Raw genomic sequence first — 26,539 nt, forward strand, 5'->3', positions numbered from 1 at the left:
GGACGGGCACGCTCATGCGCATGGCGCGTGCTTGAACAGATACGCGTTGGCCTGCTGCAGGATGTGCGCCAACCGTTCTGCACCCGGCCCCAGCGGCGCGATGGCCTCCCCGGCATCGCGCAACAGATCCAGCGCGAACTGGCGCGCTGCCTGCAGTCCCATGATCGACGCGCAGGTCGGCTTCTTCGTCGCCGCGTCCTTGCCGGGGGTCTTGCCCAGCGTCGCGGCATCCGCGGTCACGTCGAGAATGTCGTCGATCACCTGCAACGCCAGGCCGAAACAGGCGCCGTAGCGATCGAGCGCACAGTACAGCGCAGCGTGCGCGGCATCCTCCGCGATGGCACATAGCGCGCCCATGCGAACGGACGCGCGCACTAGCGCTCCGCTCTTCATCCGGTACATCGCCACGATCCTGTCCAGCTCCGCGTGCTTTCCAACCAGCGACAGATCGATGGCCTGCCCGCCTGCGGCACCCTCGGCGGACACCGCCTGCGCCAGTTCGCGCACGAGCGCGATACGGTAGTCGCCCGGCGCATCCAGGCTGGCCAGGGTCAGAAAGGCGTGCGCCTGCAACGCATCGCCGACCAGGATCGCAGTAGCTTCACCGAACTTGACGTGCACGGTCGGAAGGCCGCGGCGAAGCACGTCGTCGTCCATCGCCGGCAGATCGTCGTGGACCAGGGTGCAAGCGTGCATCATCTCGATGGCAGCGCCGACGCCGTCGAGCATGTGCGCCGGCGTGTCGGACAGTGCGCCGGCAGCCAGGCAGAGCAAGGCACGGGTGCGCTTCCCGCCATGCAAGGTGGCGTAGCGCATCGCGGCCATCAGCTCGGTCTCGCCGTCACGTTCGACAAAGAGAAGGCGCGCCAGCACCTGTTCGACCCGCTTTGCACCGTCCTGCATCCAGATCTCGGGCAGCAGCCCGCCGGATGTGCCGCGCGCCGGCGCGCCCAATCCGCGGAGCGCGGAATCACCAGTTCTGTCGTCCTGTGGCGTGGAACCGGTCTGCATGTTGTTCATGTCCTAGTCCCCGACAAGCGAGCCCCCGAGGTTTTGTCGGCGTCGGACCGTGCGCGCGCCGAGTGCAGCATTGCCGCGCGTCGCCGGCGCCGCTGCCTCGCCACATGCGCATGGGATGCCGGCTCATGAGAATCCGATGCGCATAGTCATGGACGGATGTGCGGTCGGGTAATAGCGCCGGCCTTTTTCGGCGTCGCTCAGCAACCGCGGCCGCACCCCGGCCTCGTGCATGGTCAGCGCCAAGGCGATGCAGAACTGCACCAGTTCCAGCCATGCCAAGTGGTAGCCCATGCAGACGTGAGGGCCGGTTCCGAACTGCAGCATGTCCATCGGACGGATCGGTTCGGTGCGTTGCAGCCACCGCGCCAGCCGAAACTGATCAGGCGCCTCGTGCAGCAGCGCCGAGGTCGAGAAATGCAGCAGCGGGATGCACAGATCGGTGCCCGCGGGAATGCGCCGTTGGCCGACTCGCAATTCACGCACTGCGCGACGCACCAGGAGCGGCGTCGCCGGATGCACGCGCAGCGTCTCGCGGAACAGCGCCTCGGCGACCGGACACTGCGCCAGATCCGCGTGCCGGGTCGGCACCGCACCCACGCGTTGCGCCTCCTCGACCAGGGCGTCCCACAGCCCAGGCTGCCGCGCCATCTCGATCACCATCCAGGCCATCGTCGAGGCGGTGGTGTCGTGACCACCAAGCAGCAGCAAGCGGATATTTGCGACCAGGACGTCATCGGAAAGCGCATCGTCACTGCGATCGAAGGCGCTCACCATGTCGTTGATCAACCCGGTGCGCGAGGCATGTTCGCGCGCGGCGCGGACGAACTCGCGCAACCGTGCATCGATCCAGTCGCGGGCGGCGCGGCCGCGCCGCAATGGCAGTCCGGGCAGGTCGACCGGGGGCGCGACGATCAGCTGCAGCAGTTGCCGGTACTTGCGATGCCATCCCGGCAGGTCCTGCGCGGGGATTCCCATGAGACTGAAGATGAGCTTGAGCATCAGATCGCCGGTTTCGCGCAGGATGGTTACGTCGCCGCGGTCGCGCCACCTCTGCACGCGCGCCCGGATGACGGGCGCGAACAGCTCGCCGATGCCGGCCTGGGTCAGTCCCTTGGGCAGAAGCGCCACCTGGATCGCATCGCGCGCCTGCCGGTGCGCGATGCCGTCCTGGGCAACCAACGTTCCGCCAAACAATTCGGGCGCGATGTCTTCGATCAGCGCCGAAGACACGTCCTTGTGCCGGAGCAGTGCGAGAGCGTCCGGATCCAGACTGGTCATCAGATGTCCGGCAGGGCCGAAATCCAGCCAGAAGTGGCTGCCCAGCGTCCGTTCCGCGCGCCGCAGCAGGCGCGGCAGGTCGCAGACGACGGCGGGAAGATGTCCGACCAAGGGGAAAGCGCCCGGCACGACCGGGATGTCGTGCCGCAGCCGATGCCGACGGTTCAGCGGGTTGAGCAACATGTCCATCAGCAGCCCCGCGACGCGTCCGCTTCGGCGGTCTTGCCGGAAGGCCGCGCGGCGCGGCTGTTGCCACCATCGGCGTACGTCGGCACATGCGCCAGCATGCCGCCGTCGATGCACACGACCTGGCCAGTAATGAACGCAGCATCGTCGGAGAGCAGGAACGCCACCAGCGCGGCCACGTCGTCGGGGCGGCCGACGCGCGGCAGGAGCTGGTGCCGGCGCAGATGCCATTGCGTGCACTCGTCCAGCTTGGCGAGGAGACGATCGGTCATGATGAGACCCGGCGCAACCGCGTTGCAGCGGATCTGCGCATGACCGTACTGGGTGGCGAGCGAGGCGGACAGCATGTTCATCGCCGCCTTCGACGCGGCGTAGGACGTCTGCGCGGTGTCACCGCTGAGCCCCTGGCACGACGACATGTTGACGATCGCGCCACCACCGCGGGCGATCATCCGTGGGATGGCCTGCCGGCAGCAGAGCAACGTGCCGCGCAGATTGGTCGCCATTGTCTGATCCCAGACCGCCAGGTCCAGGTCGAGGATCGCGCTGTCGCGCGGAGTCAGATGCATGGCGCTCGCGTTGTTCACCAGCAGGTCGACCCCACCGAAGTGTCGCTCCGCCGTTTCGAACAGTGCAGCCACCGCCTGCGCATCGGCGATGTCTGTGGCCGAGGCAAGCGCCCGGTCCGCCTCGGATGCAATTTGCGCGGTGCAGGCGATGGCCGCCGAGCCATCAATGTCGGCGACCACCACCCTGCCTCCCTCGCGCGCGATAGCAAGGGCGCATGCCTTGCCGATGCCGGCGCCGGCACCGGTCACCACGGCCACCTTGTCTTCAAACCGTCCCATCGTGTCCTCCTGGATGGCGTTGGTCTCTTGCGGCATGCCGCTCGGCCTCCGGTGGAGAAGGCGGAGGGTCGGCGCTGCCGCGCTCGTCATCGCCAGCGTCGCTTTCGATGACCCGAATGGCGGCGACTGGGCACTGGCTCGCCGCCAGCCTCACGGCGGCGTGCAGCGCCTGCGGGACCGTCGCCACGCATACTTCGGCCACGCCGTCCGATTCGCGCTGGCGAAAGGTGCCCGGCAGCGTCAGCACGCACTGCCCGCTGGTTCCGCACAGATCCTGGTCGACCACGACGCGCATCTCAGCTCCGCTGCGCATGCAGCCGCACCGGCAGCGCGCGGAACGTCCGAAGGAACGCGGAGGGCTCCCGGGTCGGCTGCCCGGCCAACGCCAGCGCGGGGAAACGGGCCTGGATCCGCGGCAGGCTCTCGGCCAATTGCACCCGGGCCAGTTGCGCACCGAGGCAGAAGTGAATGCCGTGGCCGAAGCTCAGCATGATCTGCCCGTCGGTCGACACACCTGGACTGGTGCCGTAGAACCGCGCCGGGTCGAAGCGATCGGGATCGGCGAAGGCGTCCGGGTCGCGATTGCCGGACGCGATCAGCACGCGCACGTCGGCGTCCTTCGGGATCACCACGCCGCCCAGTTCGATGTCGCGCTGGGCGATACGCGGAATGGAGCTGAACATCGCGGGCGCGTCGCAGCGCAGGACTTCTTCGACGAACGCCTTCACCCCCACGGCGTCTCCCTGCAGCCAGTGCCTCTGTTGGGGATACGCCGACATCGCCAGGACCGCATGGTCGATGGTGGCAGCAGTGGTGGCGAAGCCGCCGAGCAGCATGCCCCACAACATGCTGATCAACTCCGCATCCGACAGCGTGTCGGCATCATCGTCGTGTGCGCCGACGAGCATCGACACTATGTCGTGGCGGGGATCGGTGCGCTTGCACTGTATGAGGCCGCCGAAATAGGCCTTCACTCTGGCACTGGCCGCGTCCGCCGCGGCGAGCTGGGGATCGCTGGCGTGCGGGCTCAGGCCTTCCAGAATGGCGCCGATGCCGACGGCGAGCCCGAACATGTCGTCCTGGGGCATGCCAAACAGTTCAGCGAAGACCAGCATGGGCAAGACCAGCGCGAATTCCCGATGCAGGTCCACGGCCTCCCCGCGCTCCAGTGCGGGCGCCATGCCGTCCAGGCGCGCGGCGACGATGCGCGCGATGCTCGGCCGCAGGTCGTCGATCTGGCGCATGGTGAAATCGCGCGAGATCAGCCGGCGCAGACGCGTATGCGCCGGTGGGTTCTTCATCGCCAGCGTGGACGCCAGCAGATTGAGCGACAGGCTGGTCGCCGCATGCGGAAAATAGCGCGCCAGCTCGCCCGGCGCCGGTCCCAGAAACGCATCGCCCGTGGCCTTGAGCGCCCAGTAAATGTCGGCGTGGCGGCTCAACAGAAAGAGGCCCGACGCCGCACGATGCACCGGATCGGTCTCGCGCAACCACCGCATGAACGGATATGGGTCGTGGATGCACGCTGGCGACGCCAGTTCGGCGAAAGCATCCGGGCATGCTGCCGTGGTTTCTTGCACGTCCATCCTGATTACCTGTCGGCGGCTTGATCTGACCGGCGCGCCCCAGGCGCGCCGGCAAATTGCGGAGAGGATCGCGATCAGCGTTGGCGTCCGTGCATCACCAGAGCACCGGCAATTCCTCGAAGCCGCCAGTAATGATCTCCTTGCGCAACTTCAGTTCTTCAGGCGCCACGGCCAGACGCAGCGCGGGAAAGCGCTGGAAGATCGAACCGAACACCGCCTTGAGTTCCAGCCTGGCCAGCGCCCCGCCGATGCAGGAGTGCGGCCCGTAGGAGAACGCCAGGTGCGGCTCTTCCTGGCGTTCGATATCGAAGATTTCCGGGTCATCGAAATGGCCCGGATCGAACGACGTCGCCGGCAGGCCGACCAACACTTTGCTCTCCGCGGGAATATCCACGCCCGCGATGGTCACGTCGGTCCTCGGATAGCGCATGATGCCGTCCCAGCCCGCGCCCGGCGGGTACATGCGCAGGATTTCCTCCACCGCCATGTCCACCAGGGATGGATCGCCGACCAGGCGTTCGCGCTGTTGCGGATGGCGGAACATGGCCAGCAGGCCGAATTCGATCTGCGCGACGGAGCTCTCGTGCCCCGCCACCAGCATGCCCGCCGCAAGGCCGACCGCCTCTTCCTCGGTCGCCTTGCCCTGGTCGACCGCCGCGAGCAGATCCGTCAGCAGGTTGTTGCCCGGAGCCTGGCGCTTGTCGCGCATCTTGCCGCGCATATAGGCGCGCAGTTCTTCCCAAGCCCGGCGCGACGCACTGCGCGGGCCGCTTTCATGCTGGTGCGTCATCACCTCGTCGGACAGCCGGGCGAAAAAGGCGTGATCCTCGTAGAGCACGCCCATCAGCGCGCTGATGACCATGGCCGGAAGCGGAAAGGAGAGGTGGCGCCTCAGGTCGGCGGGCTGAGGCTGGGCCGCTAGTTTCTCAAACAACTGCGCGGCGATCGCTTCGACCTGCTGCGCGAGCAGCTTCACCCGGCGGTCGCTGAAGGCCGGCGCCACGATCGTGCGTAACCGGGCATGCTCGCCCCCCCTCGTGCGAGACCAGCCAGCCCGGCGAACCGAGAATCACCGAATCCGGGGTGAATGCCGCCGGCGGCATTCCCGCGGGCCGGAACGCCGCGTCGGACAGCACTGCCTTGGCCTCGTCATAGCCTGTGACCCACCAGCCTTCGTGTCCGGACGGGAAGCGCACGCGGTGGATCGGACCGTTGGCGCGTAGCGCCAACATCTCCGGCGAAGGCTCGATGTGATCGACGCGCCACATCGGCAGCGTCGGCAAGGATTGTTCGGACATGGTGGCACATCACTCTCTAAGCGATGAAAGGCGGAAGGTGACCGATAGGAGCCGCAGGCAGCGAAGACGGCAGATAGACGACAGCCTCCGCGACGTTGGTCCGCACCAGATCCCCCATCCGCACGAGTGGCGCGAAGAAGGCCCATCGCAATTCCAGGCGTCCCAGCGCACGCTCAGGCAGAAGGGCGGCCCCTAGCCGAACGGCAGGTGCGGGTTGTGCCGCCGCATGACATCGAACCTGTCGGCATCGCCAAAGATCGACTGACCGTAGGGATTGGTGAAGGAGCCTCGAGGTACCCGCCACCAACTTGCCCGCCAATTTAGCCTGCGGAGCAGTCGCACTTTTCCGGTGGCAGTTTCGCTGGCTCCCAAAAGAAGAACTCTAGATCGCATCCAACCCTTCCCTGCATTTCTCGGTCCACTACCGAGCGCCAAGTCATGCCACAGCAAACCGTCGGAACGGACCAAACGCGAACGGCGACGCGCGCCGTGTCCGTCCCGAAGATCATCGCACCGCGATTGGTGATGATGCCGTGAACAGAGCAAATCGCGTGCCGAGATGAGTTCGCAGGCTCAGCAGGCACTTCGTAGCGCGCGTATGTCAGGTTTCTGGCATTGAGTCTCAATGCCGACAACGGCGAAGCAAGTGCCCGACAAAGGCCTGCTCTCGCGCTGAATGTGCCGGGCGGCCTTGGACGGATTTCAAGCAACCGGATTGGCTGTGGAATGTGGTTCGCAGGAAACCACTTCGATGTCGGCGGTAGTTATCCCGAAAATGAAACCCGCCTCTCCGACATCTCGCTGAGTTGGATGGCGCATGCGGCCGAGACCTTTCCGGACCGCAAGGGACCCGACGGATTCGGCATCAAGGTACACGATAGATTTCTGAAGCTGAATGCGGATCGCTTGGTCCCTGGCACGACGAGCGCGAACTCGGTCACATTTGACTGCAAGTCAGGGGCCGTCCACCCCAACACGAGAGCGCGGTGCGGCTCTGCCTGCACGCGCAAAGACCTAAGCGCACGTGATGCAGACCATTCTACAAGAACCGCCCGGCATCTTTCACAGGGATCTCAGAATTGGGGAAACCTTGTCCTCTGCTTACTGGGAATCCAGCCTTGTGCGAGGAGCCGGAACAGATGGCGGACCACAGGATTCGTCGTATTCGGAGCCTACTTCAATGCTGATGACTACTGAACGAAGGCCGACAATACGGACGCTGCGCGGATGGGAGATCCACGTGCTCCGGGAAGCGGGCGCCATCAGCGAGTGCGAGGAGCACGGTTGGATGCAGGACCGCGCCGATCCGCGTGCACGAGAGCGGGCCTTCCATATCGCCCGTCGAGACCCGCCAATAGGCGCATCCGCTGGTGCAGCGGAAGCCGCTGTTCGCGACGTGCTGGACTCGATTGGAGACACCTGTCCAGAATGCCCCAACGAGGATGACCGGCACTAAGCGTCTACGCCAATTCGTCTCTGACTCTGCGGCCTAACTGTTTCTCCATCCGCTTGCGCGCGTCGCCGACCTTTTTGACGGCCTTCTTCACCACGGTGCCGACTTTCCGGTCTTCTTCGCCTCGTACTGCACTTCGTAGTCCTGCCCGCCTGCCACCCGCGGCCGGTCCTGCTTCGTTCGCGCGCCGTGTTGCATTCTTCGCTGCCGCCATCGGTGCCTCCTGTTGTGACATTGAAAGCACTGCGACAGGGATGCGCAGGTTCCGGCACGATTCGAACTGTGCCAATTTGAATCGGCTGCAACGTGGAGTTCTTCCTGTGCCGTTTCAGCGTAAAGCCAATAGCTACCGGCGGCCGACGGCACGACCGACTTCTCGGTCCTGCAGAACGAGCTCAAGGGCAAATCGAAGAGCATCGTCCTCGTAGCGTTCGATCTGCTCTATCTGAACAGCCCCGCGACATCCGACTCCTGCTCTTTCAGCGCAAAGCCGAACTTAAGAAGATCCTAATAGCGGTACCCGGGAACGGGTAGTGATAGCCACGCCGGCATACGCTATGACGGCGGGCCCCTTTCCCGAGTGCCCCCGGCGAGGAGCTTCATGAGTCCTTTGCGCGAGGGATCGAACCCGCATGGCCGAGACGCTGCGCGGCTCGGTTCAGGAGAGCCCGTTGCGGCATCGGCCGCACGCGCCAAGCGGAAGAAGTGACCCGGGCTTGAATCTGAGGGTCTAGATTTCCTCACGCGCATGCGTCTGCGCGTCATAGATCCTGACCCGAAGCTTGGGAAAGCGTCTCTTCAGTTCTTCTCCGCCGGCCCTGGCGCCCTCTTTCGTTGCAAACTCAGTTTTTAACAGGCCATCGACTTCGATTGCGAAGCCTGAAGTCGGCATCTTGCGGGCGGTAGCAACCATCTTGTTTCGTCTCATATTGGATTTTGCGCACAAACTGCTTAGCCTGAGTCGGCGAGAAGCCGCCAGTCACAACGGCCATTGTTGACCCAAGTGGCGCCTGTCTGCAATTCGCATGCTGGTCTGGATGCTTTTCGGTCTACGCCTCCCCCAACCTAGGCCGCCTGGATTCTAGCGAGGAAGTCGTCCAGCTCGCGCTTCAGCCGAGTACCTTCCTCAGAAAGCAGTTCGGCAGACCTTAGCACTCCCGCCGAAGCCTCCTCGGTCAGCTTTGCGCCCTTAGTGACCTCACCGGCGCTTGTCGCCACCAGCGTCGTCCTGGCTGCGGCTTCCTGCACATTGAGTGCGATGCTTTGGCTGGTCGTCTCCTGCTTTCCGATGGCCTCCACCACGGTCCCCGCAATCTCCGAGATGCGTCCGATGAGGCCGCCAATTTCGGCAATAGTCCCGACCGAATCACGTGTCGCAGCCTGTATTCCGCCGATGTGTTCGCTGATCTCAGCGGTGGCATGGGCGGTCTGTGTCGCGAGAGATTTCACTTCCTGTGCGACGATCGCGAATCCCCTGCCGAAGCCTCCGGCGCGTGCAGCCTCGATAGTGGCGTTCAGCGCGAGCAGATTTGTCTGCCGCGCGATCGCGGCGATCAGCTGAACGACGCCGCCTATCCGCTCCGCCGCGACCGCCAAACCGGATATTCGCTGGTCGCTCAGTTGCGCCATACGGACCGCTTCGTGCGACATACTGGCCACCTGGTCAACCTGCCGGCCGATGGTGGCGATGGTTCCCGCCATTTCGCCGGTAGCGTCAGCGAGGCGCTGAACGTTGGCGGAGGTCTCCCCCGATGAAGATGCGACCTCGACGGAGAGTTGCCTGCCGCGATCGGCCGCGCCGGTAAGGCTGCGCGCGGACGCTTCGAGCTCTGATGATGCGGATGAGACGGCGCCGATAATCTGACCCACGGCGCTTTCGAACTCACCGGCGAGCCGCGCGATATCGGCCTTACGCCGTTCGGCAGCGACACGATCCAGTTCGGCGCTCGCATCGAGCTCGGCCCGCGCCCTCTGGCGGGCTTTCAGCTTGAACATTTCGACCGATTCGGCCATCTCGCCGAGTTCGTCCTTTCGGCCAAGTCCTGGCAAAATCACGTCGAACCGCCCCTCGCCGAGCTGGCGCATGGCCGCCGTCATCGAAGCCACTGTTTCGGCGATGCGCTGGCCGAACAGCACTGCGGTGAGCCCCACAAGAACCGTTGAAAGTCCAATCACCCAGATGAGCGTCTGCCGGATCTCTTCAGCATGGGCTTCAGCAACCTGCGAACGCGCGCCGGCCGAAGCCATGATCTTCACGAGCGCCGGACGGACACGGTCGTAGATGTGTCCAAGATCGTCCACTTGGTCATTCAGCGCTTGCTGCGTGACCATGAACGCAACGAAACTCAACTTGTATGCGCGGATCAGGTCGAGGATCTGGGATTTCGCCTCCTCTGGCAGGTTGGCTTGAGCAAGCGCGGTCTCGAATATCGCCTCTTGATCGACCAGTTGATCGCCATATTTGTCCTCGCCGCGCAGGATGAAATCCTTCTCGTGCCGGCGCATCATCAACATCAAGGTCGTGAGGCGCGGCTGGCTCAGCTCTTTCAGCCGTTGCTCGACGTCGTGAACGGCATTGCGCAGCTTGCCTTGAAATCCCTCATTCTCATTGAAGCCGAGATTGCGTTGGGCGGAGACAATGTTATGAAAGCGCGTTGCGTAGAGACCGATCACCGAGCGCAGGGACGTCACCTGCTTGAGCGGGTCGTTATCGGGCAACATCGTCGCAAATGTTTCAACGTAACCGAGGTCTGAAAGCTGCCGTTCATAATTCTCGGCATGGTTCTTGATCAAGACATCACTTGGTTTGCGGAGGAAGTCGTTTGCGATTTGTCGCGACTCCAGGAAGCTCTGTGACAAGGATGCGATATGATCCTTCAATTTGTTGCTGTCGTTTGATTCGCTCTGAACAAGACGCGCGTAAGTCAGTGCGCCGGCGCAGATAACGCCAGTGACAAGGACCCCGGATATCCCGAGCAGCGCCATTTGGCTGCGCAACCCGATGCGGAAACGCTTCGATGGCTTGCCGTTCCTTGTCACAACTTCTCTCATGTTACCCCTTGAATGAGTTCGTGCCCCGGTGGCCGTGTTGGTTAACACGGCGCCGACAGACGTTGGCCAGTATTGGCTGAACGGGAGTTGTTGACCTGGTTCATTCGGTCGATGTTGACCGGCTCAATAGGTCAGATTGATTTCGAAATCCTGAACTTGCACTGTACCTGCTGGTCGGCGTGAACGACGAGCACTCTCCGGCGATTGCAACAGCATGCCCGCAAGGTGGGACTCGTCGATCGCTTTTGCAGAAAAGATGCGAGCCTTGCGCGAAATTCGCCGTCAACCGGCGTGAGACATCGATATCGCTATAACCGCTCGCGCAATTGGGGGCCGTAATAAGACCCAACTGGCTGCGGGCTGGATACTTCCGGTCGAATCATCGTGATAATCATCTTCGGTTGATGTTGACGTGCGTCATTGGCACTTGGCGATAATACGCCCTTTCGTTGCACGGAGATTTCTGCGACGCACTGCACCGCTCAGTACATACAATCGTGCGCAATGGACAAAGATGGGGAGTAGATAGTGCGTTGGTTGTTTGCAAGTAACGCGGCAGGCGCCTCTGGACGGGCGCGCCGAGCGAGCCTGCGTCCGCAATCACGCCAAGCAGACGCCGGATTTCACGCCGCGTGGCCATGTCCGCGTTCTGCAGCGGTTTGAGCAGCGCCGCGGCGCGGTCGCCATTTGATCCATAGCCTCAGAATTGCTGATCGGTTTGATGTTTGTCGACGTAGAACCCGAGCCACTTCACAAGCCATTTTGTCCGCTGCTTTGTGTCGAAGCGCTCTGCGAAACGCAGGAGCGCAAGAGCTGCCGACGGGGAGTAGGCCGTGGCAGTGACCCAGCCGTCGATGGCGGGCAAGGTCGCGTCAAGGTGAGGCCAATCAGGAGGAATCGGCGACATATATGCTCCGACGAAACCTGCAGCTGCGGCTCCCCTGCCAAGATCATCGAGGTCGGACCTGTAATCATGCGCTCGAAGATGTAATTGGCAGGCGGCTGCCGCACTGCCCAAAATCTGGCATCTGGCGCGCGCCCGTTCTGAACGAACTCGGTCGCGATGGCATCGAGGTAGTCCCCGATGAGATCATCACCGGTAGCGATGTTGATCCACCGCCGGCGGCCAAGCGTCCTGTCGCGTTTGCCACAGCGTGCACCACTTCGTACCCTCATGGGCGATGCGAAGTACCGGGCTGACAACAAAACCTACTCGCCTGCAGAGGGCTGCGGTTCGCTTGCACCATCGCCTGGTGAAGATTCATCCGTTTCTTAAGACAACGGAAGGCATGCCCGCATCATGGCGGCTACGGTTCTGGACCGTGTCTACAACGCAAAGCCGATTGATTGGGCGGGCGGGATCTTCAAAAAATGAATGAACGCCGAACGGCATATATCGCTCCGCTTAAGGCAGCGGACAAGGACGATATCAATCCGTTACTGGAATTTGTAGGCGAGGCGTGATGAACGCTCCGTCGAATGCAGTACGAGGACACGAGCAAGAAAGCCAACTGTGGCTTCAGCCACAAAATCCAAAACAACGCGGAAAAGACGCGATCCGATCATCCATGGCGCTCCATCCAAACGGCGTCGACCAAGAGTCCTTGCGGAAGAGTCCCTTCGAGGTGGTTTAGCTTTCTGTTCGCTTGCTTAGCCACACCTGGCTCAAGGTTTGAAATCTGCCAATTTACGCAGTCAAGCTAAGTAAAAATGCGTAAACGTAAACTCCTCCGGGCCATCGACGAGAATTTTGAGGCTGAACACGCATTGTCCCGTGCAACCATCCGATTTGTGCGCCGCTGCACGCATGGGCTTCCGAATCGGACCGCGTGCCCTTGCTTGGACGAGCCAAGCATGTTGCGATGCACAGATCGGCGGAATGGATCGCCTAGCATAGGGCATCGCGATGCCACGGCAAACAGCGCTACCGCCATCACTTGCACCACGGCTCATCAGTCGCGAAGCCGCCGCCGCTTACGTCTGCGTGTCACCCAACACGTTTGATGAGATGGTGAAAAACGGCCAAATGCCCCGAGCACGATTGCTCGGGGAGCGGCGTCGGGCTTGGGATGTCCGTCAACTAGACATCGCCATTGATGAACTGCCTTCCGATGGCAATAATACTCGCGTTGATGACACGTGGAATGATGTCGATGCCCCGCAAGCTGCCGCCTTACGTCGAGCGTAATCACGTCAAGGGCCATACCTATCTATCGTTTCGTCGTGGCAAAGGACCGCGCTCTCGTTTGCCGAATGATCCCACGAGCGAAGAATTTATGGTGGCGTACCAAGCCGCGTTGCTAGGCCAATTTGTACCGGTCCGAAATCGGTTTGTGCCGGCCGCGTCAGGCACTATCGCGTCGCTCATTGCTTCCTACATGAAGAGCGCCGAATACATTGGCCTCCGTGACACAAGCAAGACGGGCTACATTGGCCGTCTTGAGACGCTCCGGATCGAACACGGTCATCGCACAATCGCCGGGCTCTCGCGCGAGCGAATCGTCACCGGCATTCTTCAACCCTATGCGAATCGCCCAGGTGCGGCACTCGATACACTGAAGAAGCTTCGGATACTGATCCGTCACGCGATCAATATCGGATGGCTGAAGCATGATCCGTCATTGGGTATCAAACGGCCGAAGATCAAGAAAATTCGGTCGTGGACCGACGACGAAATTGAGCAATTCAAAGAATGCTGGCCGCTCGGCACCAAACAGCGCACTGCGTTTCACCTGTTCCTCAATCTGGGCCAGCGTCGCTCCGACGTAGTCAGGATGGCGCAGACGCACATCACGCCAGAACGCAAGATCAGGATAAGGCAACAGAAGACCGGGCGCGAGCTTCTCATCCCGTTGCATCGGGACACCGTCGAGGCGCTCGACGCATATGACATGCAACGCGTCGTGATCATTACTACTGCTTATGGCAAGTCCTTCACCGTTGATGGTTTCAGTGGATGGATGCGCGACGCTATCTCGAAGGCCGGACTGCCTCTCGATTGCAAGCCGCATGGTCTACGGAAAGCCGCCGGACGTTTGCTCGCCGAAGCCGGCGCAACGGCAAAGATGATCATGTCTGTCCTCGGACACACGACGCTAGCTGAAGCTGAGCGCTATACGGAGGAGGCTGATCAGGCGGCCCTCGCTGAAGACGCGGTGATCAAGCTTGAAGGACACAACGCGAACAGGATTCCCCAAACCACTTCCGCGAGTTTGGGGAAAAAGCCGAAAATGAAAGGGAAATCAAGCCGAAAGGTGTCAGGCTGGCGCTCCCTAGGGGAATCGAACCCCTGTTTCAGCCTTGAGAGGGCCGCGTCCTAACCGCTAGACGAAGGGAGCGTTGAGAGGCAAGGCAATAGCCTTGAAATCCGGCCGCCGCAAGATGCCTTGTGCATTGCGGCGGGGATTTTGTCACGCATGCTTTACGAACGCCCCCGGGAGCATCCGGCGCCATAGCGCTGGATTCCGGGTTCATCGCCGCGCGATGCCCCCAGTGCGCAATCGCGCACCGGGGACGGCGGTGCCGGGCGAGATGCCGCGCGTGCCTTTGCCCGAGCGCGTCGCACCTGCACGCGACAGTGGCACCGCCCTCGCGATTGCATGATGGCCACCCTGAGATGTCATGTCGTCGTCGTGCACGGCCCTGCTTTCGCCAAATGGCAATGCAAAACACTTGGCTGTGAAGTCACCCGGCGTCCGTCTCTGCTAACATCGCAGCCCTTCACCATGCTGCGCCCCGCACGGCGCCGGACAAGCGAGAGGAGTGCTTGGAACAAAGCGCAAGCGCTTGACGGCCTTGGCGCACGGCAGATTTGGCTCACGAATATCTTGGCACAACAAACATCAGCGCGGTCGCAGGCCATGGAAGACGTTCCGCACCTCGCGCCGCACAGGTCAATAGCTTAAGCAGAGCGAGGACAGACCATGATCAAACTAAAAATCAACGGCCAGGAACAGAATTGGGACGGCGACCCGGATCTTTCGCTGCTCTGGTATCTCCGTGACGAAGCAGGCCTCACGGGCACCAAGTTCGGCTGCGGCCAGGCGCTGTGCGGCGCCTGCACCGTGATCGTCGACAAGGAGGCGGTTCGCGCCTGCATCACCTCGGTGTCCGACGTCGTCGGCCGCGAGGTCACCACCATTGAGGGGCTGCATCCGACCGGCGACCATCCGGTGCAGAAGGCCTGGCGCCAGGTCAACGTGCCGCAGTGCGGCTACTGCCAGGCCGGCCAGATCATGCAGGCCGCGGCGCTGCTGGACCAGAACCCGAAGCCCAGCCACGACCAGATCCGCGAAGCCATGGCGGGCAATATCTGCCGCTGCGGCTGCTACCAGCGGATCGAGAATGCCGTCCATCTCGCATCGACGGGGGTGTGACATGAATATCCGCACCAATCCCAGCAAGCTTCGCGGCTTCGAGAAGCACGTGAAGGTCGAGAACGTTTCGCGCCGCAGCATCCTCAAGGGGCTCGGCATCGCCGGCTCTTTCGTGCTCGCCGCGCCCGTGATGACGCGCCAGGCGTTCGCCTATGAAACCGGCGCCGGCAAGATGCCGCACGGCGTCGTGGTCGACCCGCGCGTGTTCGTCGCGATCGCCCCCGACGGCATCGTCACCATCCTGGCGCACCGCTCCGAGATGGGCACCGGCGTGCGCACCAGCCTGCCCTTGATCGTCGCCGAGGAAATGGAGGCCGACTGGTCGCGCGTCCATGTCCAGCAGGCGCATGGCGACGAGGTCAAGTTCGGCAACCAGGACACCGACGGCTCGCGCAGCACACGGCACTATCTGATCCCGATGCGCCAGATCGGCGCCTCGGCGCGCTCGATGCTGGAAGCCGCCGCCGCCAAGAAATGGAGCGTGCCGGTCACCGAGGTGAAGGCGCAGAACCACGAGGTGGTGCACAGCGCGAGCGGCCGCAAGGCAGGCTTCGGCGAACTCGCGGCCGACGCCGCAAAGGAGTCGGTGCCGAGCGTCGAGGGCCTCAAGCTGAAGGACCCCAAGGACTTCCGCTATCTCGGCAAGGGCCAGGTCTCGATCGTCGACCTGCACGACATCACCACCGGCAAGGCGCATTACGGCGCCGATGTCCGGCTGCCCGGCCTGAAATACGCCGTCATCGCGCGTCCGCCGGTCACCGGCGGCAAGCTCAAGTCGTTCGACGACAGCGCGGCCAAGAAGGTGCCGGGCGTCGAGAAGGTGATGGAGGTCAAGGGCTGGCCCTGGCCGTCCAAGTTCCAGCCGCTCGGCGGCGTGGCCGTGATTGCGCGCAACACGGGTGCTGCGATCAAAGGCCGCGACGCGCTGAAGATCGTCTGGGACGACGGCGCCAACGCCAAATACGACTCCATCACCTATCGTGCCTCGCTCGAGGAAGCCGCGCGCAAGCCCGGCCTCGTGGTGCGCAAGGAAGGCGACGTCGATGCGGCGCTGAAGGGCGCCGACAAGGTGATCACGGGCGAGTACTATTTGCCGCATCTCGCCCATGTCAGCATGGAGCCGCCGGTCGCGGTGGCCGACGTCAAGGGTGACAAGGCCACGATCTGGGCGCCGGTGCAGAGCCCCGGCGGCACCCGCGAGGACGTCGCCAAGACGCTCGGCATTCCCGAGGACAATGTCACCGTCAACGTGACGCTGCTCGGCGGCGGCTTCGGCCGCAAGTCGAAATGCGACTTCGCGCTCGAGGCGGCATTGCTGTCGAAGGAGCTCGGCGCGCCGGTCAAGGTGCAGTGGACCCGTGAGGACGACGTGCATCACGACTTCCTGCACACCGTCTCGGTGGAACGGATCGAGGCCGGTCTCGACAAGAGCGGCAAGGTGATTGCGTGGCGGCACCGCAGCGTGGCGCCAACCATCGCCTCGACCTTCGCCGCCGGCGCCAATCACGAGGCGCCGTTCGAGCTCGGCATGGGCCTGATCGACAACCCGTTCGAGATCGCCAACCTGCAGTGCGAGAATCCGGAAGCGGCCGCGTTCACGCGGATCGGCTGGTTCCGCTCGGTCTCCAACATCCCGCGCGCCTTCGCGGTGCAATCCATGGTCGGGGAAATCGCGCATGCGACGGGCCGCGACCAGAAGGAGATGCTGCTGGAGCTGATCGGAAGCCCGCGGATCGTCAACCTGTCCTCGGTGAAGGATCCCTGGAACTACGGCGAGCCCTATGACAGCTACCCGATCGACACCGCGCGCTTGCGCAAGGTGGTCGAGCTGGTCGCCGAGAAGGGCGAGTGGGGCCGCAAGGTGCCGAAGGGCCACGGCCTCGGCATCGCGGTGCACCGCTCGTTCGTCAGCTACATCGCGACCATCGTCGAGGTGGCGGTCGACGACAAGGGCAAGTTCTCGGTGCCGCGGGTCGACACCGCGATCGATTGCGGCACCTATGTCAATCCGGAACGGATCCACTCGCAGATCGAGGGTGCCGCGATCATGGGGCTGAGTCTGGCCAAATACGGCGAGATCAGCTTCAAGGACGGCAAGGTGCAGCAGGGCAATTTCGACGACTTCCCGGTGATCCGGATGGACGAGTCGCCTGTGATCACCAACGTCTACATCGTGCCGCCCGGCGCGGACACCCCGCCGAGCGGCGTCGGCGAGCCCGGCGTGCCGCCGTTCGCGCCGGCATTGATCAACGCGATCTTTGCCGCGACCGGAAAGCGCATCCGCGCCCTTCCGATCGGCAAGCAGCTGGAGACCTGAAGCTGGAACGTCGGACGAGATAGGTCGTTCTCATCGATCCACTGGAGCAGATCGATGAGAACCCCACCTCAAACATTCGGGACGCTCGCGGCAACCCTGTCCGCGGGCGTCTTGCTTTTTGCGACACAGACGGCGCTTGCCCAGACCGCCTCGCCGCCGAACGCAACGGCGACCCGTCCGGCGCGGGTGCTGCCCGACCAGAACTCGGTTCCGAGCAGCGGCCCGCCAGCGACCACCGGCCAGGCCAGCCGCGATCCCACGATCAAGCAGATGAACGACGACGAGAAGCGGAAGGTCGATACCAAGGGCAAATAAAGCAAGCGCGGACCGGGAAGCGGCGGTCTCCCCATCCGCCGCTTCCCGATCGCATCGCCCCCTATAGGTGAGAAGCGTTTTCGAACGAAACGAACACCGTTTCGCTTGGAGAAAACGCGTCATAACAAGCCGGCGCTTCGGTCCTGATTCAATCAGGACCGAAGCTCGGATCACGTGGCTTACTTCTTGTCGAGCGCGAACACCCAGATCACGCCGCCTTGCGGGACGTTGTTCTCGAAGCCCTTGACCTTGCCGGCCAGAGCATCCTGGATGCGTTGCGCGTCGACGCCCCAACCCGACTGGACCGCGATGTATTGCGTTCCGTCGACCTCATAGGACATCGGCATCGCCATGATGCCGGAGTTGGTCTTCTGCTCCCACAACAGCTCGCCGGTCTTGGCGTTGAAGATGCGGAACATCCGGTCGTTGGTGCCGCCGGCGAGAACCAGATCGCCCGCGGTCGCCGTCACCGAGCCGAACAGCTGCGAGGTCTTGAAGTCGTGCTGCCAGACCTTCTTGCCGGTGGCCGGATCCCACGCCTGCAACTCGCCGAAATGATCGGCGTTCGGTGCCGGCGTCAGTCCGATGTCCTCCGGCTTGGTGCCGAGCCAGAGCTGGCCGGGTACCAGCGGCTGCTTCTCGCCCGTGAAGCCGCCGCAGAAGTTCTCGTTGGCGGGAACGTAGACGAGCTTGGTGCTCTGGCTGTACGCCGCCGACGGCCAATCCTTGCCGCCCCACAGCGACGGGCAGAACTCGACCCGCTTGCCGATCACCGGCTTGTGCTCGGGATCGACGATCGGCCGACCGGTCTCGGCCTCGATGCCCTTCCAGACATTGGTCTTCACGAACGGCCAGCCGGACACGTAGTTGATCTTGTCGGGCTTGTTCTCGAGCACCCAGAAGATGGCGTCGCGTCCCGGGTGGATCAGGCTCTTGAACGAACGTCCGTCACGCTGCAGGTCGACCAGCATCGGCGCATCGACCTCGTCCCAGTCCCAGGAATCGTTCTGGTGATACTGGAAGTGCTTCTTGATCTTGCCGGTCTCGGGATCGAGACCGATCACCGAGCTGGTGTAGAGGTTGTCGCCGGCGTGAGCCGAGCCCGGCCACGGCGCAGCGTTGCCGACGCCCCAGAGGATCGTCTTGTTGTCCTTGTCGTAGGTGCCGGTCATCCAGGCCGATCCACCGCCCGACTTCCAGTCGTCGCCACTCCAGGTCTCGTGCCCGGGCTCGCCTTCGCCGGGGATGGTGAAGGTGCGCCAGAGCTCCTTGCCGCTCTCGGCATCGTAGGCGACGACATAGCCGCGCACGCCGAACTCGCCGCCGGAGCCGCCGACGATCACCTTGCCGTCGACCACCAGCGGCATCAGCGTCAGATACTGACCCTTCTTGTAGTCCTGGACCTTGGTGTCCCAGACCACCTTGCCGGTCTTGGCATCGAGCGCGACGACATGGTCGTCGGTGGTGGCGAAGTAGACCTTGTCCTGCCACAGGCCGACGCCACGGCTGGTCGGGTGCAGCTGGAACAGATCGTCGGGAAGCTGCCGCTTGTAGCGCCAGTACTCCTCGCCGGTCTTGGCGTTGAGCGCGATCACCTGCCCCATCGGGGTCGCGGCAAACATCACGCCGTTGTTGACGATCGGCGGCGCCTCATGGCCCTCGATGACCCCGGTCGAGAAGGTCCAGACCGGCTTGAGGTCCTTGACGTTGGAGGTGTTGATCTGGTTGAGCGGACTATACCCCTGTCCGTCGTAGGTCCGGCGATACAGCATCCAGTTGCCGGGTTCGGGATTTTCGAGACGCGCCGAGGTCACCGAACTGTAGTTTTCGATCGGCCCCGCGACGGCATAGGTCGAAATGAGGCACGTGAATGCGACACAACTCGACAGTAACCACTGCTTGCTTGTCATGAGATGCTACCTCCCTGCTCTGTTTTGATTTTTTCAGTTTAGGTCATGCAGAAATCCCGATGTGGCCTCATCCTCCCTGCTGAGCACCCACCTTTCCGACGAATGGCGCTGCGACCGTGATCGCGCCGTCGGCAACCGTCAGCGGCAATGCCGCGAGGCGACGTGGCGCCGGCCCGAACACGACCTGCGCATTCTGCCGCGGATCGTATTCGGAGTTGTGACAGAGGCATTTCAGGACGTTCTTGTCGCCCTGCTCTTCCTTCAACCAGGCAGTGATCGGACATCCGGCATGCGTGCAGATGACCGAGTAGCCGACGATGCCGTCAGGGGCGCGGGCGCGCGTGGCATCGTCGAGTTCGGCGGGATCGAGCTTGACCAGCACGACCTCGTTCAGCCGCGAGCCCTTGCGGATGACGGAGGTCTTCGGATCCTGCGGCCAGGCGCGAATGGGCGGGCCGCCCAGGGTCAGATCGTCCGACTTGATGACCTGGCCGGCCTTGTCGCCTTCGGCGCGCACGAGCCGATCGGCTTTTTGCGGCCGCTCGCTGGCACCGGGCTGTTCTTCATCATCGGCGGCGGCGGGCTCGATCGCGGCGAGGCAGGCGCAGCCTGCGAGCGCGGTCAACACCCCGCGGCGCGTCGGGTCGGCGCACGACCCTGCCGCATCGGATTCACCGGACTGTTCGATCGAAGCGCTGGAGTTGGCTTGCGACATGGCGCAAGCTGAACGTGCAACTCGGCCGAAAAGATGGCGACACACCTTCTCGATGCGCGAACGCATGCGCAAAAAATACGCTGCAGCTTTCGGTTGATCGACGGCGCGGCTTCGCGACTGCTGCGATCAGGGTTCGTTGACGAAGCTCAGCCTGCCGACAGGTTTCAGCGTCTTTGCATCAAATGTGCGAATCTCTGTTGCACCGCCCACGTCAAGCGTGAGGACCAATCGTTCGCCGGCGACACCGGTGGCGACGATGCGCGCGCCTTTCGGCAGCGCAGCAGTGACGTCGGAAACGGAAACGGGGCTTCCCTCGCTGCGATAAAGGCGGTAGCCGATGGCAATCAATACGACGGCCACGGCCAGTGCCGAGGTCAGGCCCGCGATCAGCATCATGCGCCGCACCCGCGCGATCAGCGCGGCCTGGTCGGGGGTCGGTTCGGTCACAGCGGTATCGGTCATCACAAGGCTCTATCTTTGCAAGTGTCTTCGCAACAAGTCTCTTCGAATGGCGGTCGGAAGCTGGAGGTCGTCGTCGCCGGCGACGAGGGCTCGGCCCGGCTCGACCGCGTGCTCGCGCAGCGCAGTCCCGAGCTGTCCCGGTCCCGGCTGAAGGCGCTGATCCTCGCCGGTTCCGTGACCGTCAAGGACGCCGTCGTCCGCGACCCCGCTTATCATGTCGCCAAAGGCGATACGATCATAATCGACGTGCCGGAGGCCGCGCCCGCCGAGCCGCAGGGCGAGGACATCGCGCTCGATATCGTGTTCGAGGACGACGACATCATCGTCATCGACAAGCCGAGGGGCCTCGTCGTGCATCCCGCCGCCGGCCACGCCAGCGGAACGCTGGTCAACGCGCTGATCGCGCATTGCGGCTCGAGCCTGTCCGGCATCGGCGGGGTCAAGCGGCCGGGCATCGTGCACCGCCTCGACAAGGACACCACGGGGCTGATGGTGGTCGCCAAAAACGACCACGCCCACCAGTCGCTGACCGCGCAGTTCGCCGACCATGGCCGCACCGGGCCGATGGAGCGCGGCTACATGGCGTTCGTCTGGGGCGTGCCGAACCGGCCCCACGGCACCATCGACGCGCCGATCGACCGCCACCCGCACGCCCGCGAGAAGATGGCGGTGCGCCAGGGCGGCCGCGAGGCGATCACGCATTTCGAGGTGCTCTCGAGCTTCGCCGGCCGCGACGGCAAGCCGGTCGCCTCGCTGCTGGCGTGCCGGCTCGAGACCGGGCGGACCCATCAGATCAGGGTGCACCTCGCCCATCTCGGCCATCCCCTGCTCGGCGACAGCGTTTACGGCGCCCACTTCAAGACCAAGGCCGGGCAGCTCGGCGCGGAAGGTAAGGACACACTCACTGCGCTGGGCCGGCAGGCCCTGCACGCCTATCTGCTGGCATTGGAGCACCCCCGGACCGGAGAACTTTTGCACTGGGAGGCGCCTTTGCCGGAGGATTTGCTTCTTCTGCAACGGGCGCTGGAAGCGGCGGTATGACGCACCCTCCCGGAAAAGCCGCGTTATGACAACAGGTTATACCTGCCACACGGGGACGTGACGTCAGCAATCCTTCCCTATCACGGACAGTTTGGTGTATGTTGCACCTGCGCTGAATATCCAGCGCGGAACATCGCAGCATGGCCGGCTTTAACCCAGCGGCCACCTGCCGGGCCCGCCGCTATCGGGGGCCTGAACCACTGGAGGGCGCTCAAATGGCCCGTACAGCTACGTTGCCGGTCCTCAATGGAGAATCCGGCCTCTCTCGATACCTCGCCGAGATCCGCAAGTTCCCGATGCTGGAACCCCAGCAGGAGTACATGCTCGCCAAGCGTTGGCGCGAGCATGACGATCGCGACGCGGCGCATAAGCTCGTCACCAGCCATCTCAGGCTCGTGGCCAAGATCGCCATGGGCTATCGCGGCTACGGCTTGCCGATTTCCGAGGTCGTCTCGGAAGGCAATGTCGGCCTGATGCAGGCGGTGAAGCGATTCGAGCCCGAGAAGGGCTTCCGTCTCGCCACTTACGCCATGTGGTGGATCAAGGCGTCAATACAAGAGTACATTCTGCGTTCCTGGTCGCTCGTGAAGATGGGCACCACCGCGAACCAGAAGAAGCTCTTCTTCAACCTGCGCAAGGCGAAGAGCAAGATCTCGGCCCTGGAAGAGGGTGATCTCCACCCCGACCAGGTCAAGCTGATTGCCAAGCGCCTCGGCGTGACCGATCAGGACGTGATCGACATGAACCGCCGCCTCGGCGGTGACGCGTCGCTCAACGCCCCGATCCGCGACGACGGCGAAGCCGGCGAATGGCAGGACTGGCTGGTCGACAACTCGCCCAACGCCGAAGCCTTGATGGCCGAGAGCGAGGAGTTCGATCATCGCCGCCAGGCCCTGAACGGTGCGATCGGCGTGCTCAACCCGCGCGAACGCCGCATCTTCGAGGCGCGGCGTCTGGCGGACGAGCCGATGACGCTGGAAGACCTCGCCGCCGAGTTCGGCGTGTCGCGCGAGCGCGTGCGGCAGATCGAGGTCCGCGCGTTCGAGAAGGTGCAGTCGGCCGTGAAGGGCACGATTGCCCGGCAGGAAGCCGCGCTCGAAGCCGCGCACTGATCGCGCAGCAGCGAGCCAACAGACACGAAAGCCGGCGGCAACGCCGGCTTTTTTGTTGTTTGCAAAGTGGTGCTCGGCACGCACCTCGATCCGGGGCGTGTAGCCATCAATCCGCCTGCCGACGAATGTCCGCATCAGCCTCGGGTGCGGACTCGCGAGGCGCATTCGGTCATGCCGGCTAAGGGGCCAGTTTCGGACCTTCCCGACAGGCTGCAGTGTCTTCGTGCAACGCCACCTGTTCCCCGGATGCGTCAGGTGCCGTAGAATGTCACGGCCCTTGAAGCGGGACGTGCCGAAATCACCGTCCGGGCAAACGAGCAGCACTGGTGCTATCGGCAGGCACACGCTCTCCTAGAGGCCGTTCTTTTTTCGGTTTCACACCACCGTTCACCACGAACTTTGCGCGCTGCATTTGCGGCCGCTCGTTCGGTAACGTCGGGAGAAAAGCGATGAGGAAGGTCGATCGAAGGTCCGCACTGGGAATCGCGTTGGCAGCGGTTTCGACTGCCATGATCAAGCCCGCCAAGGCTCAAGCCACGGGCTACAAGGATGCGGCACCTTGGCCAGGTGTCGTGGTGCGTGAATATGAAGGCGAGACACCATCCCTGATCCCAGGATTTAAGACGGTCTCAATGCGCGATGTCATTATGCAGCCGGGATCGAAGACCATGGGCCCCCCGATGATGAATGCCATGATCTGCCATATCACCGAAGGGGAGCTTCGGCTTGAGCAGGACGGAAAGACCTTTACGGGCAAGAAGAATTTTGTCTGGACCTGTAACAAGGAAACAAAAGAGCAGGCGTACAATGATGGGAATGTGGTCGCGATCATGCGGATCACGGACCTGAAGGCCTGAGGCTCTTTTTCTTCGCAAGAGATAGCAAGAGATAGATTGCAGGAGCGGATGGCGCACGCGACGACGCCATCCGCGCGCAGGACCGCTTCGGGTCAGAAGGCGATATCCGTGAACTTGGATCGGGTTTCCGCTTCGTCCCCGAAAGCAGGCGTTCTGGATTTTGATGGAGTACGCGGCCCTACTCGCCCACTGCCGCGCTTCGCCGCGACATCGCGATGAAACCCGAGCCGCCCACGCTCATTCCGCCGAAAACCACGGAGTGTCCTATGGCTTCGCCTTCACCGACTTCGACGGCACCTTCAAGTAGCCGCCGGGAATCCGAGGGCGACGATGAACCGGCATAAACTCCAAAGCGACCCATTGATACGCGGATATTCAATCCGGGTCCTACCCGTTCCGCAGTCGGTCTCTCCGTTGGGAGATAGTCAACATGGCATCACCTGGAAAAATCCAGGAGTACGGATCTCAGGCACCGGATACGATTGCGGCGAAGTTGTTCAACTTTGAAGTCGGCAAGTTCGCCATAAAGCCGGAACATTCCAATTGGCTGATCAGTGTCGTCGCTCCAAAGTTGAGGAGCGGAGGAAGCCTTACAATCATAGGACTTGCGAGTCGTACCGGCAGCGACGATTTCAACATGGAATTGTCGCAGAATAGGCTGCGGGCCGTAATTGATTTGCTTCGCAAGCAAGTGCCCAACAATTTCAAAGTTGCGCTCGAGGTGGCGAAAGGGGAACGCGCGGCCAAGTATGCAGGTGAAATGGATGGGGTGGAAAACGAAGCCTGGCGTGGTGTGATCATCTCGGTTTGGAATAAGCCAAATCCACCGCCGCCGCCGCCACCACCGCCGCCTCAACCGAAACCTCAATTTTATCCGGAGGAACGCAAGTTCTTCAAACGTTGGCTTGGCTTCGGCGTCAAGTCTGGCGGACAGTTGTTGATCGGCGGCATCGAGAGCACGACCGCGTACGTCGTGAACCTGGGAGATTTGGAGACCTTTGATCTCCAGATTATTAGCAGCCGGTGGGGACTGGGTCTTGGAGGCAGCGGAGGGGCGGTTGCTGTTATCGGCTTTGGTTTCAGCGTTCCATATGAGTTGCACCGTGAACCCCTGAATGACTGGGGCGTCAATGTCGCATTTACCGAAAAGCTGATCTCGAAATCGGCACTACAATCGATCCATAACAGCAAGTACTTCATCGATGGCTTGAAAAACGGCAGGTACGTGGCACCCGCGCTGAATACGCGTAACACCTTTACGGCTATTGGGCTTACTTCAAAACGTGAGAAATGCACTCCACACGCTGTACGGAGGATTCGAGGCAGCCAAGGGCTCGGGCGTCATTGTGCTCGACTTGCCGTTTTTAGGTGTGGGACTTGAATTGTCCGCTTTCTTGACGCGAGGAACCATGTACGTCTCGAATCCTTCCCATTGGATTGAACCGAGCTGAAGGCTCGGACGAGACTCGCCAAAGCCTTTCCGCTACCGAGGGACTTCCGGTTCACCTCGAAGACCCGGCGTTCTCGATGGTCACGCAGGCCGTCAGCGATGGTGTCCGGCGGCCCCGCGACGGGAGGGGTTCCTTTTTGCTCGCCGCCGGTGTTTGCTCTGCACGGCGGAGAACGGGCATGCGAGGATCGCTGGGGGAAAAGATCGGTGAAGGCGCCTACTCCGAAGCCTACGCCTGGGCGCCGGGGCGCGTCGTCAAACTGTTCAAGCCCGGCTTGCCGCGGCGGATGCCCTGGTTCGAGGTGCGCATGATCCGCGCCGTCCACGCCGCCGGCGTTCCGGTGCCGGAGGTGTTCGGCGAAGTGACCCTGGACGGGCGCTTCGGCATCGTGCTGCAGCGCCTCGACGGACCGACCCTGCTGCAGCTAACCCGAACCGGCGCGGTGACGTTCGAACAGGCCGGCGCGATCATCGCGGCTCTTGCCATGTCCATTCACAAGACGCCCCTGCCGCCGGAGGTCCTCTCCATGCACGAGTATATGGATGCTCAGTTGGAGCACGACGACGGCAAGCTCCCGAAGCACATCGCCACTGAAATCCTCGCGCTGATCGATCGCTTGCCGCCGGGCGACGGGCTCTGCCATACCGACCTGAGCCCCGGTAACGTGATCATGACAGCGGAAGGCCCAAAGCTGGTCGACTGGGTCAGCGCGATGCGCGGGCCCGCCGTCCTCGAGCTTGGGTTCTTGCGCGTGATCCTGTCCGAGCTCGGGCCGGAAGTCGCCGACAATCCGGAGCGGCCGCGCGCGACCAATGCGGCGGCGCAATCCGAATATGCCCGGCTCAACGGCATGTCTCTCGCGGATCTAACGGCGGCAATGGAGCCGTATTTGCCCATCGTCCGCACCTTCGCCGTTCTCGGCAACGCGGTGCCTTCGCTGCGGGAGCGGCTGATCCAGCGCATCGAAGCGACTCTGCGCTCGGAAGACTGAATGGTGACCTCTCCGCACGCTTCACAGCGCTCCGTCGCAATTCATCGAACGGCGGTTAATTGCCTGGCGTTTTCGAACCTTGCCTGGGCCTCTGAGAGGGCACTGTCGATGGCGAGTCCCAGTCAATCATTTTCAAGCAAATGAGGAGTTCGACATAGCTTTGTACTTGCCCTGACCCTGCCATGAGTTCGCAACTTTCTCGCGGTCCCGCCGGGACAGTTAGCCAGATCGAGTTTAGCTGCTGCCGCGCAACCGCCTCGTCACTCACGCAC

21 protein-coding genes, 1 tRNA gene and 5 pseudogenes are annotated in these 26,539 nt (G+C 62.9%); 12 read left to right on the forward strand and 15 right to left on the reverse strand.

Annotation, left to right across the window (positions count from 1 at the left end; genetic code table 11):
* Positions 1-12: 12 nt before the first annotated feature.
* The 6 genes and pseudogenes from ACVWZM_RS10335 to ACVWZM_RS10360 form a co-directional block, all read right to left on the reverse strand.
* Positions 13-1,011, reverse strand: coding sequence for a polyprenyl synthetase family protein (locus ACVWZM_RS10335; RefSeq protein ID WP_253626064.1), 999 nt, complete (start codon positions 1,009-1,011; stop codon positions 13-15).
* Between the two features lie 132 nt (positions 1,012-1,143).
* Positions 1,144-2,487, reverse strand: a complete 1,344-nt coding sequence (locus ACVWZM_RS10340) for a cytochrome P450 (protein ID WP_253624826.1) — start codon at positions 2,485-2,487, stop codon at positions 1,144-1,146.
* Entirely contained in the window at positions 2,487-3,332 is an 846-nt protein-coding gene (locus ACVWZM_RS10345) for an SDR family oxidoreductase (protein ID WP_456856678.1), read from the reverse strand. Before ACVWZM_RS10345 ends, ACVWZM_RS10340 begins: the two co-directional genes overlap by 1 nt.
* Positions 3,319-3,627 carry a ferredoxin gene (locus ACVWZM_RS10350; RefSeq protein WP_076827908.1) on the reverse strand — a complete coding sequence of 103 codons (309 nt, stop codon included), beginning with the start codon at positions 3,625-3,627 and terminating at the stop codon, positions 3,319-3,321. The genes ACVWZM_RS10345 and ACVWZM_RS10350 overlap by 14 nt, the downstream gene beginning before the upstream one ends.
* 1 nt (position 3,628) lies before the next feature.
* Entirely contained in the window at positions 3,629-4,918 is a 1,290-nt protein-coding gene (locus ACVWZM_RS10355; protein ID WP_456853065.1) for a cytochrome P450, read from the reverse strand.
* A 94-nt stretch (positions 4,919-5,012) separates the two neighbouring features.
* Positions 5,013-6,216 (reverse strand): annotated as a pseudogene (locus ACVWZM_RS10360) (cytochrome P450).
* 726 nt (positions 6,217-6,942) lie between these two features.
* On the opposite strand from ACVWZM_RS10360, the pseudogene ACVWZM_RS10365 reads away from it, so the two are divergent.
* Positions 6,943-7,074: pseudogene (locus ACVWZM_RS10365) on the forward strand (phospholipase effector Tle1 domain-containing protein); the annotation flags it as partial.
* A 322-nt stretch (positions 7,075-7,396) separates the two neighbouring features.
* On the forward strand, positions 7,397-7,672 hold the full coding sequence (locus ACVWZM_RS10370; RefSeq protein ID WP_456853067.1) for a hypothetical protein: 276 nt from the start codon (positions 7,397-7,399) through the stop codon (positions 7,670-7,672).
* 4 nt (positions 7,673-7,676) lie between these two features.
* Here ACVWZM_RS10370 and ACVWZM_RS10375 read toward each other — a convergent pair.
* Positions 7,677-7,867, reverse strand: a pseudogene (locus ACVWZM_RS10375) (DUF3606 domain-containing protein).
* 148 nt (positions 7,868-8,015) lie between these two features.
* On the opposite strand from ACVWZM_RS10375, the pseudogene ACVWZM_RS10380 reads away from it, so the two are divergent.
* Positions 8,016-8,179: pseudogene (locus ACVWZM_RS10380) on the forward strand (DNA ligase); the annotation flags it as partial.
* A 220-nt stretch (positions 8,180-8,399) separates the two neighbouring features.
* Here ACVWZM_RS10380 and ACVWZM_RS10385 read toward each other — a convergent pair.
* The 4 genes from ACVWZM_RS10385 to ACVWZM_RS10400 all read right to left on the reverse strand — a co-directional run bounded on the left by ACVWZM_RS10385 (position 8,400) and on the right by ACVWZM_RS10400 (position 13,332).
* A complete protein-coding gene (locus tag ACVWZM_RS10385) occupies positions 8,400-8,582 on the reverse strand; it encodes a hypothetical protein (protein ID WP_076827915.1) in 183 nt (60 codons plus the stop codon).
* Between the two features lie 152 nt (positions 8,583-8,734).
* On the reverse strand, positions 8,735-10,708 hold the full coding sequence (locus ACVWZM_RS10390; RefSeq protein ID WP_253624830.1) for a methyl-accepting chemotaxis protein: 1,974 nt from the start codon (positions 10,706-10,708) through the stop codon (positions 8,735-8,737).
* 712 nt (positions 10,709-11,420) lie between these two features.
* Positions 11,421-11,627, reverse strand: a complete 207-nt coding sequence (locus tag ACVWZM_RS10395) for a hypothetical protein (protein WP_253624832.1) — start codon at positions 11,625-11,627, stop codon at positions 11,421-11,423.
* Positions 11,628-13,065: 1,438 nt separating this feature from the next.
* On the reverse strand, positions 13,066-13,332 hold the full coding sequence (locus ACVWZM_RS10400; protein WP_253624834.1) for a hypothetical protein: 267 nt from the start codon (positions 13,330-13,332) through the stop codon (positions 13,066-13,068).
* A gap of 9 nt (positions 13,333-13,341) precedes the next feature.
* Between ACVWZM_RS10400 and ACVWZM_RS10405 the strand changes: the two are divergent.
* Positions 13,342-13,794: pseudogene (locus tag ACVWZM_RS10405) on the forward strand (tyrosine-type recombinase/integrase); the annotation flags it as partial.
* A gap of 189 nt (positions 13,795-13,983) precedes the next feature.
* Here the strand turns inward: ACVWZM_RS10405 and ACVWZM_RS10410 are convergent.
* Positions 13,984-14,058, reverse strand: a tRNA-Glu gene (locus tag ACVWZM_RS10410).
* Between the two features lie 585 nt (positions 14,059-14,643).
* Between ACVWZM_RS10410 and ACVWZM_RS10415 the strand changes: the two genes are divergently transcribed.
* From ACVWZM_RS10415 to ACVWZM_RS10425, 3 genes are read left to right on the forward strand one after another with little or no spacing between them, the layout of a single operon-like run.
* Positions 14,644-15,096 carry a (2Fe-2S)-binding protein gene (locus ACVWZM_RS10415; protein WP_028333166.1) on the forward strand — a complete coding sequence of 151 codons (453 nt, stop codon included), beginning with the start codon at positions 14,644-14,646 and terminating at the stop codon, positions 15,094-15,096.
* A 1-nt stretch (position 15,097) separates the two neighbouring features.
* Complete coding sequence (locus tag ACVWZM_RS10420) at positions 15,098-17,413, forward strand: xanthine dehydrogenase family protein molybdopterin-binding subunit (protein ID WP_168855213.1); 2,316 nt, start codon at positions 15,098-15,100, stop codon at positions 17,411-17,413.
* 54 nt (positions 17,414-17,467) lie between these two features.
* Complete coding sequence (locus tag ACVWZM_RS10425) at positions 17,468-17,728, forward strand: hypothetical protein (protein ID WP_456853070.1); 261 nt, start codon at positions 17,468-17,470, stop codon at positions 17,726-17,728.
* A 179-nt stretch (positions 17,729-17,907) separates the two neighbouring features.
* Here ACVWZM_RS10425 and ACVWZM_RS10430 read toward each other — a convergent pair whose 3' ends face one another.
* From ACVWZM_RS10430 to ACVWZM_RS10440, 3 genes are all read right to left on the reverse strand, one after another.
* Complete coding sequence (locus tag ACVWZM_RS10430) at positions 17,908-19,638, reverse strand: methanol/ethanol family PQQ-dependent dehydrogenase (RefSeq protein ID WP_038387773.1); 1,731 nt, start codon at positions 19,636-19,638, stop codon at positions 17,908-17,910.
* A gap of 67 nt (positions 19,639-19,705) precedes the next feature.
* Positions 19,706-20,353 carry a QcrA and Rieske domain-containing protein gene (locus ACVWZM_RS10435; protein ID WP_456853072.1) on the reverse strand — a complete coding sequence of 216 codons (648 nt, stop codon included), beginning with the start codon at positions 20,351-20,353 and terminating at the stop codon, positions 19,706-19,708.
* A gap of 126 nt (positions 20,354-20,479) precedes the next feature.
* Positions 20,480-20,815, reverse strand: a complete 336-nt coding sequence (locus tag ACVWZM_RS10440; RefSeq protein WP_028333161.1) for a hypothetical protein — start codon at positions 20,813-20,815, stop codon at positions 20,480-20,482.
* A 21-nt stretch (positions 20,816-20,836) separates the two neighbouring features.
* Between ACVWZM_RS10440 and ACVWZM_RS10445 the strand changes: the two genes are divergently transcribed.
* The 5 genes from ACVWZM_RS10445 to ACVWZM_RS10465 all read left to right on the forward strand — a co-directional run bounded on the left by ACVWZM_RS10445 (position 20,837) and on the right by ACVWZM_RS10465 (position 26,267).
* Complete coding sequence (locus tag ACVWZM_RS10445; protein ID WP_244435987.1) at positions 20,837-21,856, forward strand: RluA family pseudouridine synthase; 1,020 nt, start codon at positions 20,837-20,839, stop codon at positions 21,854-21,856.
* A gap of 215 nt (positions 21,857-22,071) precedes the next feature.
* On the forward strand, positions 22,072-22,968 hold the full coding sequence (gene rpoH, locus ACVWZM_RS10450) for an RNA polymerase sigma factor RpoH (RefSeq protein ID WP_024581019.1): 897 nt from the start codon (positions 22,072-22,074) through the stop codon (positions 22,966-22,968).
* A 449-nt stretch (positions 22,969-23,417) separates the two neighbouring features.
* Entirely contained in the window at positions 23,418-23,825 is a 408-nt protein-coding gene (locus ACVWZM_RS10455) for a hypothetical protein (protein WP_057018049.1), read from the forward strand.
* A 430-nt stretch (positions 23,826-24,255) separates the two neighbouring features.
* A complete protein-coding gene (locus ACVWZM_RS10460; protein ID WP_456853074.1) occupies positions 24,256-25,206 on the forward strand; it encodes a hypothetical protein in 951 nt (316 codons plus the stop codon).
* A gap of 248 nt (positions 25,207-25,454) precedes the next feature.
* The gene (locus ACVWZM_RS10465) at positions 25,455-26,267 is read left to right on the forward strand and encodes an aminoglycoside phosphotransferase family protein (RefSeq protein ID WP_456853076.1); all 813 of its coding nucleotides are present in this window, start codon (positions 25,455-25,457) and stop codon (positions 26,265-26,267) included.
* The last annotated feature ends 272 nt before the right edge of the window (positions 26,268-26,539 follow it).

It is taken from the genome of Bradyrhizobium sp. USDA 4501 (genome assembly GCF_054062115.1).

Coding starts and splice junctions, on each gene's coding strand:
- ACVWZM_RS10395 (WP_253624832.1), bottom strand. CDS start 11,627: ATGTCGCCGATTCCTCCTGATTGGCCTCACCTTGACGCGACCTTGCCC.
- ACVWZM_RS10340 (WP_253624826.1), bottom strand. CDS start 2,487: ATGGACATGTTGCTCAACCCGCTGAACCGTCGGCATCGGCTGCGGCAC.
- ACVWZM_RS10465 (WP_456853076.1), top strand. CDS start 25,455: ATGCGAGGATCGCTGGGGGAAAAGATCGGTGAAGGCGCCTACTCCGAA.
- ACVWZM_RS10430 (WP_038387773.1), bottom strand. CDS start 19,638: ATGACAAGCAAGCAGTGGTTACTGTCGAGTTGTGTCGCATTCACGTGC.
- ACVWZM_RS10345 (WP_456856678.1), bottom strand. CDS start 3,332: ATGGGACGGTTTGAAGACAAGGTGGCCGTGGTGACCGGTGCCGGCGCC.
- ACVWZM_RS10440 (WP_028333161.1), bottom strand. CDS start 20,815: ATGACCGATACCGCTGTGACCGAACCGACCCCCGACCAGGCCGCGCTG.
- ACVWZM_RS10385 (WP_076827915.1), bottom strand. CDS start 8,582: ATGGTTGCTACCGCCCGCAAGATGCCGACTTCAGGCTTCGCAATCGAA.
- ACVWZM_RS10420 (WP_168855213.1), top strand. CDS start 15,098: ATGAATATCCGCACCAATCCCAGCAAGCTTCGCGGCTTCGAGAAGCAC.
- ACVWZM_RS10425 (WP_456853070.1), top strand. CDS start 17,468: ATGAGAACCCCACCTCAAACATTCGGGACGCTCGCGGCAACCCTGTCC.
- ACVWZM_RS10355 (WP_456853065.1), bottom strand. CDS start 4,918: ATGGACGTGCAAGAAACCACGGCAGCATGCCCGGATGCTTTCGCCGAA.
- ACVWZM_RS10435 (WP_456853072.1), bottom strand. CDS start 20,353: ATGTCGCAAGCCAACTCCAGCGCTTCGATCGAACAGTCCGGTGAATCC.
- ACVWZM_RS10415 (WP_028333166.1), top strand. CDS start 14,644: ATGATCAAACTAAAAATCAACGGCCAGGAACAGAATTGGGACGGCGAC.
- ACVWZM_RS10455 (WP_057018049.1), top strand. CDS start 23,418: ATGAGGAAGGTCGATCGAAGGTCCGCACTGGGAATCGCGTTGGCAGCG.
- ACVWZM_RS10350 (WP_076827908.1), bottom strand. CDS start 3,627: ATGCGCGTCGTGGTCGACCAGGATCTGTGCGGAACCAGCGGGCAGTGC.
- ACVWZM_RS10460 (WP_456853074.1), top strand. CDS start 24,256: ATGGCATCACCTGGAAAAATCCAGGAGTACGGATCTCAGGCACCGGAT.
- ACVWZM_RS10370 (WP_456853067.1), top strand. CDS start 7,397: ATGCTGATGACTACTGAACGAAGGCCGACAATACGGACGCTGCGCGGA.
- rpoH (WP_024581019.1), top strand. CDS start 22,072: ATGGCCCGTACAGCTACGTTGCCGGTCCTCAATGGAGAATCCGGCCTC.
- ACVWZM_RS10335 (WP_253626064.1), bottom strand. CDS start 1,011: ATGCAGACCGGTTCCACGCCACAGGACGACAGAACTGGTGATTCCGCG.
- ACVWZM_RS10400 (WP_253624834.1), bottom strand. CDS start 13,332: ATGCTTCAGCCATCCGATATTGATCGCGTGACGGATCAGTATCCGAAG.